Origin of the sequence: Dyadobacter frigoris (assembly GCF_005280585.1) — a bacterium.
Taxonomy (GTDB): Bacteria; Bacteroidota; Bacteroidia; order Cytophagales; family Spirosomataceae; genus Dyadobacter; species Dyadobacter frigoris.
Genome location: NZ_SZVO01000010.1, coordinates 12,477 through 28,212, shown reverse-complemented (window position 1 = coordinate 28,212; position 15,736 = coordinate 12,477). Strand labels below are relative to the sequence as shown.

General features: G+C 39.7%; 17 protein-coding genes. 5 read left to right on the top strand and 12 right to left on the bottom strand.

The window, feature by feature from the left end:
* Positions 1–16 precede the first annotated feature (16 nt).
* Positions 17–580, top strand: coding sequence for a hypothetical protein (locus tag FDK13_RS20595; protein ID WP_137341904.1), 564 nt, complete (start codon positions 17–19; stop codon positions 578–580).
* A 33-nt stretch (positions 581–613) separates the two neighbouring features.
* Here FDK13_RS20595 and FDK13_RS20590 read toward each other — a convergent pair whose 3' ends face one another.
* The 9 genes from FDK13_RS20590 to FDK13_RS20550 all read right to left on the bottom strand — a co-directional run bounded on the left by FDK13_RS20590 (position 614) and on the right by FDK13_RS20550 (position 8,470).
* Positions 614–1,957: an amidohydrolase family protein gene (locus FDK13_RS20590; RefSeq protein WP_137341903.1), complete on the bottom strand. Its 1,344-nt coding sequence runs from the start codon at positions 1,955–1,957 to the stop codon at positions 614–616.
* Between the two features lie 146 nt (positions 1,958–2,103).
* A complete protein-coding gene (locus FDK13_RS20585) occupies positions 2,104–3,039 on the bottom strand; it encodes a bifunctional riboflavin kinase/FAD synthetase (RefSeq protein ID WP_137341902.1) in 936 nt (311 codons plus the stop codon).
* On the bottom strand, positions 3,036–3,737 hold the full coding sequence (gene truB / locus FDK13_RS20580) for a tRNA pseudouridine(55) synthase TruB (protein ID WP_137341901.1): 702 nt from the start codon (positions 3,735–3,737) through the stop codon (positions 3,036–3,038). Before truB ends, FDK13_RS20585 begins: the two co-directional genes overlap by 4 nt.
* A gap of 52 nt (positions 3,738–3,789) precedes the next feature.
* Positions 3,790–4,569, bottom strand: a complete 780-nt coding sequence (locus FDK13_RS20575; RefSeq protein WP_137341900.1) for an undecaprenyl-diphosphate phosphatase — start codon at positions 4,567–4,569, stop codon at positions 3,790–3,792.
* On the bottom strand, positions 4,566–4,781 hold the full coding sequence (locus FDK13_RS20570; protein WP_137341899.1) for a DUF3098 domain-containing protein: 216 nt from the start codon (positions 4,779–4,781) through the stop codon (positions 4,566–4,568). Before FDK13_RS20570 ends, FDK13_RS20575 begins: the two co-directional genes overlap by 4 nt.
* Positions 4,782–4,817: 36 nt before the next feature.
* On the bottom strand, positions 4,818–5,702 hold the full coding sequence (locus FDK13_RS20565) for a cell division protein FtsX (RefSeq protein WP_137341898.1): 885 nt from the start codon (positions 5,700–5,702) through the stop codon (positions 4,818–4,820).
* A gap of 136 nt (positions 5,703–5,838) precedes the next feature.
* Complete coding sequence (locus FDK13_RS20560; protein WP_137341897.1) at positions 5,839–6,438, bottom strand: bifunctional nuclease family protein; 600 nt, start codon at positions 6,436–6,438, stop codon at positions 5,839–5,841.
* A 275-nt stretch (positions 6,439–6,713) separates the two neighbouring features.
* Positions 6,714–7,679 (bottom strand): electron transfer flavoprotein subunit alpha/FixB family protein, encoded by a 966-nt coding sequence (locus FDK13_RS20555; protein ID WP_137341896.1) that lies wholly within the window; start codon positions 7,677–7,679, stop codon positions 6,714–6,716.
* A gap of 53 nt (positions 7,680–7,732) precedes the next feature.
* The gene (locus FDK13_RS20550; RefSeq protein ID WP_137341895.1) at positions 7,733–8,470 is read right to left on the bottom strand and encodes an electron transfer flavoprotein subunit beta/FixA family protein; all 738 of its coding nucleotides are present in this window, start codon (positions 8,468–8,470) and stop codon (positions 7,733–7,735) included.
* Positions 8,471–8,643: 173 nt separating this feature from the next.
* Between FDK13_RS20550 and FDK13_RS20545 the strand changes: the two genes are divergently transcribed.
* Together FDK13_RS20545 and FDK13_RS20540 are read left to right on the top strand one after the other, a co-directional pair.
* Positions 8,644–8,970, top strand: coding sequence for a tetratricopeptide repeat protein (locus tag FDK13_RS20545; RefSeq protein WP_137341894.1), 327 nt, complete (start codon positions 8,644–8,646; stop codon positions 8,968–8,970).
* Positions 8,971–9,155: 185 nt separating this feature from the next.
* Entirely contained in the window at positions 9,156–9,512 is a 357-nt protein-coding gene (locus FDK13_RS20540) for a hypothetical protein (protein ID WP_090335811.1), read from the top strand.
* Between the two features lie 91 nt (positions 9,513–9,603).
* Here FDK13_RS20540 and FDK13_RS20535 read toward each other — a convergent pair whose 3' ends face one another.
* Positions 9,604–10,908, bottom strand: coding sequence for a Gfo/Idh/MocA family protein (locus FDK13_RS20535; RefSeq protein WP_137341893.1), 1,305 nt, complete (start codon positions 10,906–10,908; stop codon positions 9,604–9,606).
* Positions 10,909–10,963: 55 nt separating this feature from the next.
* Positions 10,964–12,262 (bottom strand): acetylxylan esterase, encoded by a 1,299-nt coding sequence (locus FDK13_RS20530; protein ID WP_137342164.1) that lies wholly within the window; start codon positions 12,260–12,262, stop codon positions 10,964–10,966.
* A 158-nt stretch (positions 12,263–12,420) separates the two neighbouring features.
* On the opposite strand from FDK13_RS20530, the gene rluF reads away from it, so the two are divergent.
* Both rluF and FDK13_RS20520 read left to right on the top strand, forming a co-directional pair.
* On the top strand, positions 12,421–13,170 hold the full coding sequence (gene rluF / locus FDK13_RS20525) for a 23S rRNA pseudouridine(2604) synthase RluF (protein WP_137341892.1): 750 nt from the start codon (positions 12,421–12,423) through the stop codon (positions 13,168–13,170).
* A 782-nt stretch (positions 13,171–13,952) separates the two neighbouring features.
* Positions 13,953–15,203, top strand: a complete 1,251-nt coding sequence (locus tag FDK13_RS20520; protein ID WP_170982866.1) for a serine hydrolase — start codon at positions 13,953–13,955, stop codon at positions 15,201–15,203.
* 16 nt (positions 15,204–15,219) lie between these two features.
* Here the strand turns inward: FDK13_RS20520 and lspA are convergent, their stop codons facing one another.
* A complete protein-coding gene (lspA, locus tag FDK13_RS20515; RefSeq protein WP_137341891.1) occupies positions 15,220–15,720 on the bottom strand; it encodes a signal peptidase II in 501 nt (166 codons plus the stop codon).
* Positions 15,721–15,736: the final 16 nt, after the last annotated feature.

The window sequence follows — 15,736 nt, the reverse complement described above, 5'->3', positions numbered from 1 at the left end:
CGAGATTAAATTCCAAATGACAAAGAAAAACACCGTTACAATCCACAGGATTATTACCATTTTACCATGCTTGTTTCTTCTGTTATCAAATTCATGGGGTCAATCTATTCCAAAGGCAGACTTTGAATTTCCAGTAATTAGAGAACAAGGAATAGGATACGATCTGAAAGGCTGGCTGGAAAAACATGTTCTAAGCCCTAGGGAAAATGAATGTAAACCTACATGGGGTGTTTTTTACTTTAAAGTTAATGCTTTGGGCAAAATAGATAGTTTGGCAAATGATGGTAATTTGAGAAGCGCAGTTTCTGAAAGGATTGTAAAAAATATATATAGTACGGAAGGGCATTGGATTATTTCAAACACTAACAAAAGTATTAAGAGCCAGCTGTTTATATTTTTATATTTTGATTATGGAGGAGCCTTTTATGGTGATAACAGTTGTCCCGAAGAATTCAAGCTATTGCAGCAAACAGTTATGAGCATAAGCGAAACGCTTAGCAAGGCGGCAATAGTTGCTAATGGAGGCAGAGGTACTGTGATTGGTCCTTCATTAAATGGAGGTGGTTATATTAAAATGTAAAATCTGCAACGAACTGATCTTTGAAACAGGAATTTATTTTTTCAAAGGCCCGTCACTCACTTTTCTTCCATCCTTCCAGACAGATTCTATTTTTCTGGTATTCTTAATATTCTTTTCCGGACTTTCAGTTAATACAATGAAATCTGCTTTTTTTCCTTTTTCAAGTGTTCCATATAGGTTATCGATTTTTAGAATTTTCGCGGAATTCAGGGTCGCAGCAGTAATAGTCTGCATGGGCGTAAGACCAGCCTGAACCATTAATTCCATTTCCAGATGTTCTGAAAAACCTTGTGCGCGGATAGGAAATGCACCGGAATCTGTTCCCAGCGCAACAAGAATTCCTGCGTCGTGGATCTTTTTTAAATTTTTCAAAGCCATTTTAAAGCCGGTCATATTTCTTTCATAATCGGGTGAATTCTTAACCTGATCCTGGTATTTCGTGCTAATAATCATTTCATAAACACCAGGTTCCAAAGATGCTTTAAAGAACGGATCTTCAATCCATTCCGGTTTTCTGGCATATACAAAGGCATATTCATCCAACGATAATGTCGGGATATAAGCAACACCTTTGGCTTTTATAGATTTAAGCAGATCCGCATCAATTTCCTTATCACGAATACTGTGCGCCATGATATCCAAACCGGAAGCGGTTAAATCACGTGCATCTTCAAGATTGTATAAATGACTGGCCACACGAATTCCTTTTTTATGAGCTTCAGTAATAATTGCCTTATAAATTTCCGGCTTCATTTTATCGGCCTTTCCGCCGTGATCATCAACCCAGATCTTAACAACCGTAGGTTTAACTTTTGCCAGTTGTTCAATTTGAGCAGGAACCTGTTCTGGTGATTCTGGCCGCAACAATAAATTCATCCACGAGCCTGGTGCTTTTTCCGGTGTATTAAAACCATAACCGGCAGAATATAATCTGGCACCTGGTAACAATCCGGCTTTTATTGAATCGATTAAACCTTCAAAAATTAAAGGCCTGTCTGTTCCCATCGTCAGGATAGTTCCTACGCCATAATCCTGATATCTTTTTAATTGCCGGAGAACATTTTCACGGGTATAGTTTTCAGCTGTTGAAGTGTTTCCTTTTAATGTCCCAATATGCGTGTGGGCGCTGATGATGGCGGGTATGATCGTTTTTCCCTTTAAGTCGATCTGAGTTGCGGCCGGTTCTTTCAATCCGGACCGGATCGCCGCAATATTTCCGTCTTTGATCAAAATATCCACGTTGGGTTTTGAAACAGATCCGGTCCCGTCGATCAGATTTACGTTTTTCAGCAGAATTAATTTGTTTTGCTGCGCTTTCGATTTGATTGTAAACACTAGCAGAGCCAAAAGCAATGTGTATTGAAAATGTTGTTTCATAATATTTTCAGTTTTCAATCTCTGCATTATAATTATACCAAAGCTGAGAAATTGTAATTTACCAGAATATATTTCCAACCAAAAGAAAACCCTGAACCGGCAGGTTAAAGCCGGTTCAGGGTTTTCTTTTACAAATTTATCTTTTCTTATTTCTGATTATTAAAGAATGCGATTGTATTCTGCTTGTCAATCTTGATTTGTTGGATCAAAGCATCGAGACCATTGAATTTTTGTTCCGAACGAAGATAGTGCAGCAATTCAATGGTTAAATCTTCGCCGTAAATTTCTTTGTCAAAATCAAAAAGATTAGCTTCAATAGTACGGAAAGTGCCGTCAACAGTCGGGCGAACGCCAATATTAAGCATTCCCTGATAAACATCTCCATTGTAATATGCTTTGATTACATATACGCCATTTGCCGGAATCAGCTTGTAAGATTCGTGAAGCTGAATATTGGCTGTTGGAAATCCAATTGTCCTTCCCAATTGCTTGCCTTTTACAACCAGACCGGTAATCGAGTAGGGGCGTCCCAAAAGATATTTTGCCTCATCTACATTTCCCGACAATAAAGAATGACGAATTCTGGAAGAACTGATCGCAAGATCTTCAATATCCTGACGGGGAATTTCTTCTACTTCAAAACCATAAGCGGATGCATTTTTTTGAAGAAATTCAAAACTTCCTTCCCGGTTTCTTCCAAACCGGTGATCATAGCCAATAACAAGCTTTTTTGTCCCGATTTTCTCAACGAGAATCTGACGGATGAAATCTTCTGATGACAATTCAGAAAAAGCTCTGGTAAATGGAATGATCGCCAAATGCTGGATACCCATTTGAGAAAATAATTCTATTTTTTCGTCAATGGTAGAAAGTAACTGTAAATCCTGGCTATCTTCTGAAACTACCATTCTTGGATGTGGCCAAAAAGTGAGCACGGTAGATTCGCCGCCGCATTGAGTACTAATTTCTTTTAGCCGGGAAAGTATTTTTTTATGGCCAATATGCAAGCCATCAAAAGTGCCACTGGTTACGACTGCGCATTCCAATCTGTGAAAGGAATCAAGGCTGTGGTATATGTTCATTCGTCAACTGGTAACTTCAATTCAACACGTTTCTGGTAGATGAAATCGGTCAGGTTTTTAGCATCTTTTAGTTCAAAGGCACCGATTCTGGTACGACATAAAATGCTCAGATAGGCTCCGCTTCCTGCCGCAACACCGAAATCTCTTACAATACTTCGAATATATGTTCCTTTTGAACAAATGATCCTGAAATCTATGGCTGGGAAACTGGTGCTGTCAATTTCAAAAAGTGAAATTTCCACGCTGCGTTTTTTAATTTCAGCAGTTTCACCACGGCGAGCTTTTTTGTAAAGCCGTTCACCATCCACCTTAACAGCAGAATAGATCGGTGGTATCTGTTCGATTTGACCGAGAAAAGTTTTTCTGGCAGTTTCAAGCACTTCCGGAGTAATATGATCGGTTGGGAATTCTGCGTCAAATTCCGTTTCCAGATCAACGGAAGGCGTTGTTTTACCCAAAACAAAAGTGCCGGTATATTCCTTTTCCTGCGCCTGATAGGTATCAATAATCTTCGTTTTCTTTCCTGTACATAAAATGAGCAAGCCGGTCGCGAGAGGATCCAGCGTGCCGGCATGACCGATTTTATTATATTTACAAGCTCTTTTTATTTTGTTGACAACATCAAACGATGTCCATCTTAGTGGTTTGTCAATCAAAAGAACTTCTCCTTCGTCTTGTATGGTCGTCTCGTTACTCAAACTTTGCTAATGTTATCTTAAAATAATCTCCTCAATCTTTCGTCACAAAAAATTATACGATGTCAAGTTTGTAGCCCGACGCCAATAATGCCAATAGAATAATTCCTAAAATGATACGATAGTAGCCAAAGACTTTGAAACCGTATTTTGTAAGGAAATTAATGAAAAATTTAATGGCCAGCATCGCTACAATAAATGCGATCACATTACCAATCAATAAAGTCTGGATATCAGAAGCCTGAATTGTATCGTACGTTTTTAAAAGCTTATAACCGCCCGCCGCAGCCATTGTTGGTACTGCAAGAAAAAATGAAAATTCAGCAGCCTGCTTGCGCGAAAGACCCTGAAGCATTCCTCCAATAATAGTGGACGCAGATCTGGAAACGCCCGGAATCATGGCAATACACTGAAAAAAGCCAATTTTCAAGGCATCAAAATAAGATATTTCTCTCTCTTTGGTTTCATCGTTTGCAATGCGGTCAATAAAGATCAAAATAATTCCACCAACTAAAAGTGAGATTGCTACAACAACAACATTTTCAAGCATTGAATCGATCAGATCGTTCAATAAAAATCCAAGAACGGCAGCCGGAAGAAAGGCTACAAAAAGCTTGAAATAAAAATCAGTGGATTGAAAAAAACGTTTCCAGTATAAAACCACAACGGAAAGAATAGCTCCGAACTGAATATTAACGGTAAACATTTTGGTGAAGTCCAGATGGCTGATCCCCATAACGGAGGATGCGATGATCATGTGGCCAGTGGATGAAACGGGTAGGAATTCTGTAATTCCTTCAACAATTGCTAAAATAATAGCCTGCCAAATGGTCATGAATTAGCTGGTTTACGTAAAATGGCCCAGAACTCAACGACAAAACCAATCACAACAATGATAGGCCCAACGGTTAAACCCAATGCACCAAAACCAAATTCTTCTTTATCCATGCTCATTACCGCGAATCCTATTAAAATCACGGCTAATCCGATCAGCATCATTTTGTAATTTGACGCTCCGAAAGGAAGACTATTTTTTGTGTTGCTCATAAATATTTTTTTAACAGGTAAGGTTTTATAATTCAATTAATATAAATCGTCCAAAGCCATGCGCAAATAACGGGCAAGCGATTGATATGTGCTTGCAATGCCAACGAGTATACCAAGTCCAAGTACAACAGCTATCAAAATAACAAGCTTATCATATTCCTGCAACATCGCAAGACCTTCAACATTGCGGACCGCAATTTGCTGTAAACCAATTAGTAATCCACCTGCAAGTATGCCGCCAATAGTGCCTTGCATAGCACCACGGATAATATACGGGCGCTGGATAAATCCGTTCGTAGCGCCAACAAGCTGCATACTTCTGATTAAAAAACGCTGGGAATAAATTGCCAGTTTAATCGTATTGTTAACAAGTAAGACAATGATAATCAGCATAATTAGTGCGAAACTTGCCAGTACGGCATAAATTTTCGTCACGTTACGATTGATGTTGTCAGCAAGATCTTCCTGATAAACAACTTCATAAACGCCGTTGGCTTTCTCAATGTCTTTTTTGATCGCCTGTAATTTCGACTCTTCAAAATAATCCTCACCGATTTTTACACGGTAACTGTCACGCAATGGATTTTCTCCCAAAAAAGCAGTGAAATCTTCCTTTGTGCCTTCTATGAACTCTTTTGCAGCTTCCTCTTTTGATACAAAAGTGATGGGATTTGTAGCTTCCGGAGCATTAAGTACATAAGGTTTGCTTTTCAAAACGGTAAGTAATGAATCCTGACCTGCCTTTGTTACCGCCTTGTCAATGAAAACCCGCACTTCAATATTCTGACGAATGATCGAAACCAGTTTTTTTGATTGTAATACCAGAAGTCCGCAAAAGCCGATCAGAAATAATGCCGCCGTAAGGCTCATCACAATCATTGCGTTAGGGTAACTACCAATCTTCTTCTTTTTTTTAGACATAAAAAGGAATATTACGCGAATCAGGTTTGTAAAACTTACTTGCGAAGTATTAATGGCAAAAATAAGGATTAATATCACATAAGAACCCGGTAAAACCGGGTCTTAACTATTTTTAACTATTCCGGCAGGAATTTGGTTAATTTCTCTTGCTCATTTCGTCCCGGATTTTCGCAGCTTTCTCGTAATCTTCTTTTGAAAGTGCGTCGTCCAGCATACGCTGAAGTTCGTCAAAGGAAAGATCTCTCAACTGGTCCATAAGGCTTCCGCGCGACTGCAAAGTTTCTTTCACAGCTTCTTCATCCCCGTCTTCTTCATCTTCTGTCAGCGAACTGGAAATGATTCCGGCTTCTGACAAGATGGCTTCGTAAGTATAAATCGGAATATCAAAACGCAATCCAATCGCAATTGCATCAGATGGGCGTGCATCAATTTCAACTTCACGTAAACTGTCTTTACAAACAATTTTGGCGTAAAAAATACCTTCTTTCAAATCTGAAATCACGATTTCTTTCAAGGTATAATTCATTCCTTCGGCAAAGGATTTGAAAAGGTCATGCGTCATTGGCCGGTTTGGAACAATGTTCTCAATTTGGACGGCAATGGCCTGCGCTTCGAACACGCCGATGATAATAGGAAGACGGCGGTTTCCTAATTCTTCGCCTAAAACAAGAGCGAAGGAACCTGCCTGAGACTGGCTTGGGGAAAGCCCCAATATTTCTAACTTAATTTTTTTCACGTTTGGACTTTAATGGGCTAACGCAACGGTTTTCTAAACAGTTCTGATGATTTTGCGCAATGGGTACTAAGATTCTTTCTGATTCGATTCCTGATAGTGAAAATGTAGGCTTAACTGTTTTTTTGTAGATATAAGCTTAGCAGCCAGTGGTCTACAAAAATAATAATACAGTTATTTTTACATTTTCAAAGTTACGGAAACGTAATCGAATGCAAAAATAAATAACCCGACCTGCATAAAAAAATGCAAGTCGGGTTATCTCCGAAAACAATTGGTTATTTCAAGTCTTCCACTGCCTTTGTAAGCTTGGGTAAAATGTCAAAAACATCACCAACAATACCATAATCTGCGGCTTTGAAAAATGGCGCTTCCGGATCTTTGTTGATCACAACAATATATTTGGAACCATTCACTCCCGCAAGATGCTGGATCGCTCCGGAAATCCCGCAGGCAATATATAAGTTGGGGGCTACCTTAATTCCGGTTTGCCCAATGTGTTCATGATGTGGCCGCCAGTCAAGATCCGAAACCGGTTTTGAGCAACCTGTTGCCGCACCAAGTGCCTTAGCCAGATCCAATAGCGGCTGCCAGTTTTCCGGACCTTTCATGCCGCGCCCACCGGAAACGATAATATCAGCCTCTGTAAGTGATAATTCTGAGCTTGCTTTTTCAATAGTGCCAACACTTGCCTGGAAATCCTGATCACGCAAAACCGGGGAGAAAGTTTCGACCGTTGCTTTTTCAGATGATTCAATTGCTTCAATAGCGTTTTTCTTTACAACCAGAATTTTAATGTCCGATTTTATCTCAACATTAGAAAATGCTTTTCCTGTAAAGATGCTTCTCTTCACTGTAAAACCTCCGTTAATTACCGGTAATTCCGTAACACCGGAAACGATACCTGCTTTCAATTTAGCAGATGCTCTGGCCGCAACAGCGTCGCCAAGTCCGGATTTTGCGAGAATAATAATTTTGCTGTCTTCCTGTTTTACAGCTTGTGCGAGCACATCTGCGTAAGCCAGACTGTTTTCATGCGTTAATTTGTCATCCGAAGCATGAAGAACTTTGGATGCTCCAAAAGCTCCTGCTTGTTCAAGTGAAGATATGTCGGCCTTGCCAAGTGCCAAAACGGTGGCAGTAGTTCCCGTCATTTTTGCGACTTCTGCGCCATATGCAACGGCTTCCAGTGAAGTTTTTTTCACGGAGCCATTATCTAATTCTACAAATATGAGTACTGACATTTTTGATCAATTTTAAGATTTGAAAAGCTGAATTCTGCTTTGTCAAAATAAGATTAAATAACTTTTGCCTCTGTTCTTAATAATTTGATAAGTGTTTCGGCTTGATCTGCCGGAATCATTTTACATGCACCTTTTGGTGCCGGCAGTGAAAAGTTTTCCGGCACAGTGAATTCTTCAACAGAAACTGGCTCAACCACCAGTAAAGGTTTTGTACGCGCAGTCATGATACCACGCATGTTAGGGATTTTCCATTCAGAAATGGGCTCCTGGCAACCTAAAACCAATGGCAATGAAGCCGAAAGCGTTTCTTTTCCACCATCAATTTCTCTAGCCAAAGTAGCCGTTGTTCCTTCAATTTCAAGTTTCATTACCGGAGAGTAGGAGGGGATTCCCAACATTTCTCCAACAAGGCCATGCACCACACCACTATTAAAATCGATGGATTCCCGGCCCATTAATATAAGATCATAATTATTTTGTCCCGCTACATGCGCAATCTGGCTTGCTACGAAATAAGAATCAATAGGATCGGAATCTACACGAATAGCATCATCGGCACCGATTGCAAGTGCTTTTCTGATCTGCGGATCGGCATCAGCTCCTCCCACATGAAGGACAGTTACTGAACCTCCCAGCTTTTCTTTCAGTTCTACTGCGCGGGCCAGTGCATAATCATCATAAGGTCCGATTATAAATTGTACACCGGCTTTATTAAGTTTGGTGTCATTATCGATGAAAGTTATTTTGGCCGTCGTATCCGGCACGTTGGTAATACATACGAGTATTTTCATGATTTAATGCGGAAATGACTGATTCAAAAGCTATTGGTGCAATTATCTTGAAACGCTACCCGGATAATTCCCAAAAGCCGTTTACCGTCGTTATTTATAATTTTTTAAGAATAAATTTATAATGGCGAATATACAGAAAATCTTAAATAGTATGCAAGCATAACAATATTAAAATGAAAAACGCACTGCTTCAAAATCTGATCACTTTTTACGAGGAAGATCCTAACGATCCGTTCAACATATATGCATTAGCTTTGGAATATTTAAAGTCTGATTCAGGTCAGGCTGAGAAATATTTTGATAAACTTTTAACAGACCATCCCGATTATTTGGCGACTTATTATCCGGCCGCTGCGTTTTTTGCCGAGTTAGGAAAAATAGAAAAAGCGGAAATAATATATCAGAAAGGAATTGATCTGGCGTTACTTAATAACAATACAAAAACGCATCAGGAGCTTCTGAGAGCCTATCGTTCTTTTCTGGATGAGCTGGATGATTAGTACTTAGTCTGATAAATTAATTTTGTAGTCTGCCGAAAAAATAGTACTTTTCCTAATTGGTAAGAAATGTGGCTTGTTTGGCGACTATTATAGGTTACGACGCTTTCACTCTGCTCAGTTTAGTTTTTAATATTTTACGTTGAGTTTCCCCGTCGGTCGGGGGAAGAAATCATTCATTGTTATTTATGGAAAAGGAATCATTTATTCCCATTGTTGTAAAATGGGCTCAAGCTCATGGATTTAAGGAAATTCAAGCCAATATGGAAGGCTTCGAAACACCTAAATCTTATGAAAGAGCCGCAGATAATGAGAAATTTACGCCGGATGTTACAGGTGTGAATATGTTCAACAGACATTATCTTGAGGTGTCCATGAAAACAGATCAGCTTCGGGGAAGTGTTTCAAAATGGAAACTTTTGAGCGAACTGGCAGGAATGAAAGGTGCTAAATTGTATCTAATGGCACCACGTGGTCACGTCCGTTTTACACGTGAAATAATTACTCAATATAACATTCCGGCAGAAGTTATTAAAATTGACTAATTGCTGTAAGCCAGAATCGAAATTAAAAAACCGGATTGAAAGTTATTAAACGTTCAATCCGGTTTTTTTGTTGAGTTGCAACAGAAGCTTATCAGGCTTCCGGATATTTCCATTCTCCGCGATAATCTCTCCGCAACAATTTATTTGCCTCAGCGTCTCCGGGAATTATTTCCTTTTCTCCGTCCCAAACGATGCTTCTTCCAAGTTTATAAGACAACATTCCCAACAGTGCCAGATTTGTTGAACGCTGGCCTACCTCAATTTCACAAATTGGTGGCGTATTTGTTTTAATGGAACTTAGGAAATTGGTCCACAATTGCTGAATATTCTGATCATCCGGTTTATTCAATTGCGCATCCTGATGAATTATAGGTTTATTAGGGTTGGAAGGATAAAATGTCCAGCCATCCAGCCAGCCCATGTGAAATGTGCCTTCTGTTCCGTAAAAATAAACACCGACGGCTTGCTGCGGATGCGTTTTCTCTGCATTATTTGCTCCAAAATTTCGGTGTTCCCATTCCAGAGTGAAACCATCAAAATCATAAACTGCCACCTGATGATCCGGTGCGTCGGTATTGTCCTGACGAATAGCACGGCCACCGGTTGAATACACCTTTTTCGGATATTTTTGCTCGGACCACCACATGACCTGATCCAGCCAATGAATTCCCCAGTCGCCCAGTGTTCCGTTGGCGAAATTCAAATAATTCCGGAATCCTTTCGGGTGGATCGTTTTGTTATAAGGCACCATTTGCGCCGGGCCACAATACATATCCCAGTCAAGTCCTTTCGGCACTTCTTCATCTGCAACTTTCTGGCCCGGGCCGCCTCCATAATGGACAAAAGCTCTTGCCATACCAATTTTTCCTGCTTTTCCTGATTTCAGAAATTCCATGCCTGAAACATTATGTGGAGAAACCCGTCTGTGCGTGCCAACCTGTACGATCCGGCCATGTTTTCTGGTCGCATTCACCATTGCTCTGCCTTCCTGAATGGTATGACAAATAGGTTTTTCAACATACACATGCGCCCCGGATTCAATAGCCGCAATACAGCATAGCGCATGCCAATGATCAGGTGTGGCGACGATCACGATCTCCGGTTTTTCTTTCAAAAGCATTTCCCGGTAATCTTTATAAAGCTTAGGCTTGTCCGGAGTCAGTTTTGTTACTTCCGTATTAGTAATTTTTAATTGGTTTTCGTCAACATCACAAAGCGCAACGACCTTGGATTCTCCGGCCTGAATTGCACATCGGAGAATATTGGTTCCCCACCAGCCCGAACCGATCAGGGCTGTTTTATACTGCGTTGTTCTTTTTAATGATGTCAAAAGCGGAAGCGAAGAAAATGCTGCTCCCGCGAGTACGGATTGTTCAATGAATTTCCTGCGATCCATTTTTTAATTAGTGAATGAGAGAATGATTGAATGAGAGAATGATTGCTTAATCCGGCTATTTTCCTTTTAATTTAGTGATTAGCCAGTTATTCATTACGTCACGTTCTTCGGGATAAGTCCAATGGCCGGTTTCCAGATATAATTTCAATTCTTTTGGTGCCGTTGTAACATTATATGCCGAGTACATGGAAGTAGGAGGGCAGGTTTCATCATTGTATCCCCACATATAATAGCCTGGTACTTTCACACGTCTTGCAAAATTGACAACATCATAATAACCCACAGTTGCCAGTTTCTCTTTGGTGTTGTTTACCTTAACGCTTGTTTTATCGAAATAATGAGGCCATCCGCCTGCTCTTCCGCTCAGGTAACCCGTTACATCACTCAATGCAGGATAAAATGCACCAAGCCATTTTACGCGGGAGTCCAAACCAGCCGTAATAATAGACAGGGCGCCACCCTGACTTCCACCCGTAACAGCCAGATTTGATCCGTCATATTGAGGTAAACTTGTCAGGAAATCGTTTGCACGGACGCAGCCCATGTAAACACGTTTGTAATAAAAACGATCTTTATCATCCAGATTATAATTTGGATAACCATTCAATGAACCAAGGCCAAGATCGTTGTAGACGCTCGGATCCATGATAACCGAAATGCCATGTATACCGATTTCAAAGGTGATAATATCTTTTTCGGCGGTAACCGGATCTCCATAATAAGCACGAACCCCGGCACCCGGTACTTTCAGCAAAGCGGGATATTTCCCTTCCTTTTTAGGCACGCTCAGAATTCCATACAATCGGGTACCAACCTTGAAATTCTGTAAATTAACGTGATATACATTTACTTTTTCAGTGCAGCGCTCCGGAAGTAAAGTCATTTTGGCATCCATAGGAATTGTTGCCAGTTCTTTTTTGGCTGTTTCCCAAAAAGTATCAAAATCAGTAGGATTTGTTACTGTTGGCTGAATATTTTCGGGCTCAAAACCAGCTGTTGCAAGTCCGCGATATTCGCCTTCACCATTGGTTGTCCAGGCAACGCATCTTAAAAATCCTGGTGTTTTTAATGTTCCGGCATCAACCGTAATTGTTCCGTTCGCGGCCGTTTTGGTTTCTTTAATCGTCGGCTCCATTTTTTCAAGTCCGATTTCGTATCGAACAGAAGCATTTTTTACTGGATTTCCATTTTTTAAAACTGTAATTGTAAATTTCACTTTATCACCGGTTTTGTAAGTCCAGTCTTCATGGTCCGGGGCAACAATTATTTTTGTCGCGCGCTCGATAGGTTGTGAAAAAGCTGGGGCTAATGCCAGCCATAGGAAACAGACAAAATAATAAAACCGTGGTTTCATGGATGCAGGATTAGTGACGTTTCGCATGGATATAGATTATAAATTCATTGTATTGGTATAGAAAGAGCCAAAGTGACCATTTCTTTGATTTCAATCCGGATTTTTTTTGCAATCTTTAAATCAATGTAATGGAATCCGTGTTTTAACATCAATAAAGTATTAGTTTGATACGAATAAATAAGTTTATAAGTGAAACGGGTTTTTGTTCGCGCCGTGAGGCGGACAAACTTGTGGAGCAGGGCCGTGTGACATTAAATGGCATAACAGCAGTTTTAGGCGACAAGGCGACTGATGAAGATGAAGTGCTGGTTGATGGGAAACCTCTAAAAGTTAAAAAAGCAGGAATCTATATTGCTTTTAATAAGCCTGTTGGAATTACTTGTACGACTGAGCGACAGATTAAGGGTAATATCGTCGATTACATCAACCATGAGGAAAGAATCTTCCCGATTGGCCGGCTGGATAAGCCGTCCGAAGGTTTAATCTTTCTGACCAGTGACGGCGATATTGTTAACAAAATTCTGCGTGCCGGTAATAATCATGAAAAGGAATATGTCGTCACGGTTGACAAACCCATTAAGGCTGATTTTGTTCAAAAAATGAGTAATGGAATTCCGATTTTGGATACGATTACGAAAAAATGTTTTGTCAGGAAAGATAGTAATTATGTTTTTACAATTATTCTTACGCAGGGTTTAAATAGACAAATCCGGCGGATGTGTGAATATTTGGGATATAGCGTAACGAAATTAAAACGCATCCGGATCATGAATGTAACGTTGGGAAATTTACCGGTTGGGAAATGGCGGGATTTGACGACAGAGGAATTGAAATTTATCAATGATGCTGTGGAAACTTCTACCAAGACTGAGGAAGGATCTTATGTTGAGGGATTGGATGAGGAATAAATTCGATTTCAGTTGTCGGTAGAAAAATATTACGGTGCGTTGCATTGGTACTTTGTTTCTACCGCGCGGCGGACCGCAAATATTTCAGTGCTCCGCACCTTTTTATAGAAAAATGGACGAAGAATTCAGATATTCAAGTTTCAACGCACAACATTTGTAGAAAAGGGACCAATAATTTCCATTATCCAAGGTGCGGCGCACCGCAATATTTGTCGGAATTGAACGAGAAATATCGGTTATCCAAGGTGCAGCGCACCGTAATATTTGTAGAAATTGGACAAGAGATATCAGTTATTCGAGGTGCGGCGCACCGCAATATTTGTAGGAATTGGACAAGAAATATCCGTTATCCAAGGTGCAGCGCACCGCAATATTTGTAGGAATTGAACGAGAAATATCCGTTATCCAAGGTGCGGCGCACCGCAATATTTGTAGGAATTGAACGAGAAATATTCGTTATCCAAGGTGCAGTGCACCGCAATATTTGTAGGAATTAAACAAGAGATATCCGTTATCCAAGGTGCAGCGCACCGCAATATTTGTAGGGAAATTGGACAAGAAATACTCGTTATCCAAGGTGCAGCGCACCGCAATATTTGTAGGGAAATTGGACAAGAAATATTCGTTATCCAAGGTGCAGCGCACCGCAATATTTGTAGGAATTGAACGAGAGATATCGGTTATTCGAGGTGCAGGGCACCGCAATATTTGTAGGGAAATTGAGCGAATAATTTCTATTTTCCACGCTGCCAATATTCAACAAAATAAATCAACATACTTAAATGATAAAAACGATACTCTCTGTAACACTGCTTTCATTAATAAGCATTAAAATACACGCACAAAAAATAGATACAACTTACCTGGAAAAGCTTCTCCGAAGCCATCCCGATAAGTTTTCACATATTTTAAATCATCCCCAAAGAAATCAGGTTCAGATTCGGTACACTCAAATTGATCGGGACAAAGACAATGTTCCTCATTTCAAAACATACAGCTACAATCTGGACGATCACCGTTATTTTTTTCCTGCGAGCACCGTTAAATTGCCAACATTGATTTTTGCTTTGGAAAAAATTAACAAGCTGAAAATTTCCGGTTTAAATAAAGAAAGCACGATGATTACCGGTGCTGATTTTGACAAACAAACGACTGTTGAAAAAGACTCAACTGCACAAAATGGCTTGCCTTCGATAGCCCATTATATCAGGAAAGTTCTGTTAGTAAGTGATAATGACGCTTATAACCGTTTGTATGAGTTTGTAGGAAGAGCAGAATTGAATCAGCGATTGAAAGATTATGGTTTGACCACAAGCCGTATTTTAAATCGTTACGCGGTGAAAGATACGGAACTCACTTCCCGGCACACAAATCCTGTTTCTTTTTATACTAATGGAAAAATGGTTTACGACCAACCGGGAAAATTTGATCCGGCAAATTATCCAATTGAACTGAGTAATCTAGTGATGGGGAAAGCCTATCTGGATAGTTCAGACCGTTTGGTGAACAAGCCTTTCAACATGACCAATCGAAATGCTTTCAGTATGACCGATCAGCAGGAAGTAATGAAGAAACTTATTTTTCCTGAGGTTTTTCCATTGAAAGAGCGGTTTCAGTTGATGCCGGATGATTATAATCTTATATATACTTATATGAGTAAGTATCCAACTGAAAGTGATTATCCAAAATATGATCCGAAGGAAAATTGGACAACCAGTGCTAAATTTTTATTTTATGGTGCGGACTCTACTGTAACGCCCAATCCTGATATTCGTATTTTTAACAAGTATGGCGATTCTTACGGGTTCATTATTGATAATTCTTACTTCGTCGATTTTAAGAATAAGGTAGAATTTTTACTAACAGCAATCGTACAGTCGAATGATGACGAAATTTATAATGACGGGAAATATGAGTACAAGGAAGTTTGTTACCCGTTCATGAAAAATCTGGGACAAGTCATTTACGAAACAGAATTAAAGAGAAAGAAAAAATACCTTCCCGATTTAACGAAGTATAAAATGAAATACTGACGGATATTTCAATCTGTTAGGAAATTGTTCGGCGCCGGTTAAAAAAGGATTGAACAAAAAACAAACCCATGCCTACCATGATAGAAACATCGGCCATATTAAAAATACCGGTTTGGACAATCCCTAAATCAATATGTAGAAAATCTGTTACAGAGCCATGAACCACACGATCGTAAATATTTCCAATACCGCCACCGATTGCGAAACTTAGAGCGAGCATACTTATGAAAGATATATTTTTTCTTAAAAACATATATCCCACGCCAAACGCAAGAGCCATGACAGGAATGCCGGAAAGTAGAATAAATTTGATCGTTTCCGGTAAGGCACTTCCTAAACTCAGAAAAGCGCCGTCGTTTTCAACTTTTGTAAGCGTGAAATAATTACTGATCAGACTAATACTTTCGTAATAATCCACTTTTTCTCGTACAATATTTTTAGATATCTGGTCGCATCCTATGTTTGCGAGCAGGGTCAGCAAAATGGCACTATTTGTTACAATCCGATTTTTGTTCATTGCTAAGGCAGCAGTA

Coding starts and splice junctions, on each gene's coding strand:
- FDK13_RS20595 (WP_137341904.1), top strand. CDS start 17: ATGACAAAGAAAAACACCGTTACAATCCACAGGATTATTACCATTTTA.
- FDK13_RS20590 (WP_137341903.1), bottom strand. CDS start 1,957: ATGAAACAACATTTTCAATACACATTGCTTTTGGCTCTGCTAGTGTTT.
- FDK13_RS20585 (WP_137341902.1), bottom strand. CDS start 3,039: ATGAACATATACCACAGCCTTGATTCCTTTCACAGATTGGAATGCGCA.
- FDK13_RS20575 (WP_137341900.1), bottom strand. CDS start 4,569: ATGACCATTTGGCAGGCTATTATTTTAGCAATTGTTGAAGGAATTACA.
- FDK13_RS20570 (WP_137341899.1), bottom strand. CDS start 4,781: ATGAGCAACACAAAAAATAGTCTTCCTTTCGGAGCGTCAAATTACAAA.
- FDK13_RS20565 (WP_137341898.1), bottom strand. CDS start 5,702: ATGTCTAAAAAAAAGAAGAAGATTGGTAGTTACCCTAACGCAATGATT.
- FDK13_RS20555 (WP_137341896.1), bottom strand. CDS start 7,679: ATGTCAGTACTCATATTTGTAGAATTAGATAATGGCTCCGTGAAAAAA.
- FDK13_RS20550 (WP_137341895.1), bottom strand. CDS start 8,470: ATGAAAATACTCGTATGTATTACCAACGTGCCGGATACGACGGCCAAA.
- FDK13_RS20545 (WP_137341894.1), top strand. CDS start 8,644: ATGAAAAACGCACTGCTTCAAAATCTGATCACTTTTTACGAGGAAGAT.
- FDK13_RS20540 (WP_090335811.1), top strand. CDS start 9,156: ATGGAAAAGGAATCATTTATTCCCATTGTTGTAAAATGGGCTCAAGCT.
- FDK13_RS20535 (WP_137341893.1), bottom strand. CDS start 10,908: ATGGATCGCAGGAAATTCATTGAACAATCCGTACTCGCGGGAGCAGCA.
- FDK13_RS20530 (WP_137342164.1), bottom strand. CDS start 12,262: ATGAAACCACGGTTTTATTATTTTGTCTGTTTCCTATGGCTGGCATTA.
- FDK13_RS20520 (WP_170982866.1), top strand. CDS start 13,953: ATGATAAAAACGATACTCTCTGTAACACTGCTTTCATTAATAAGCATT.
- lspA (WP_137341891.1), bottom strand. CDS start 15,720: ATGAACAAAAATCGGATTGTAACAAATAGTGCCATTTTGCTGACCCTG.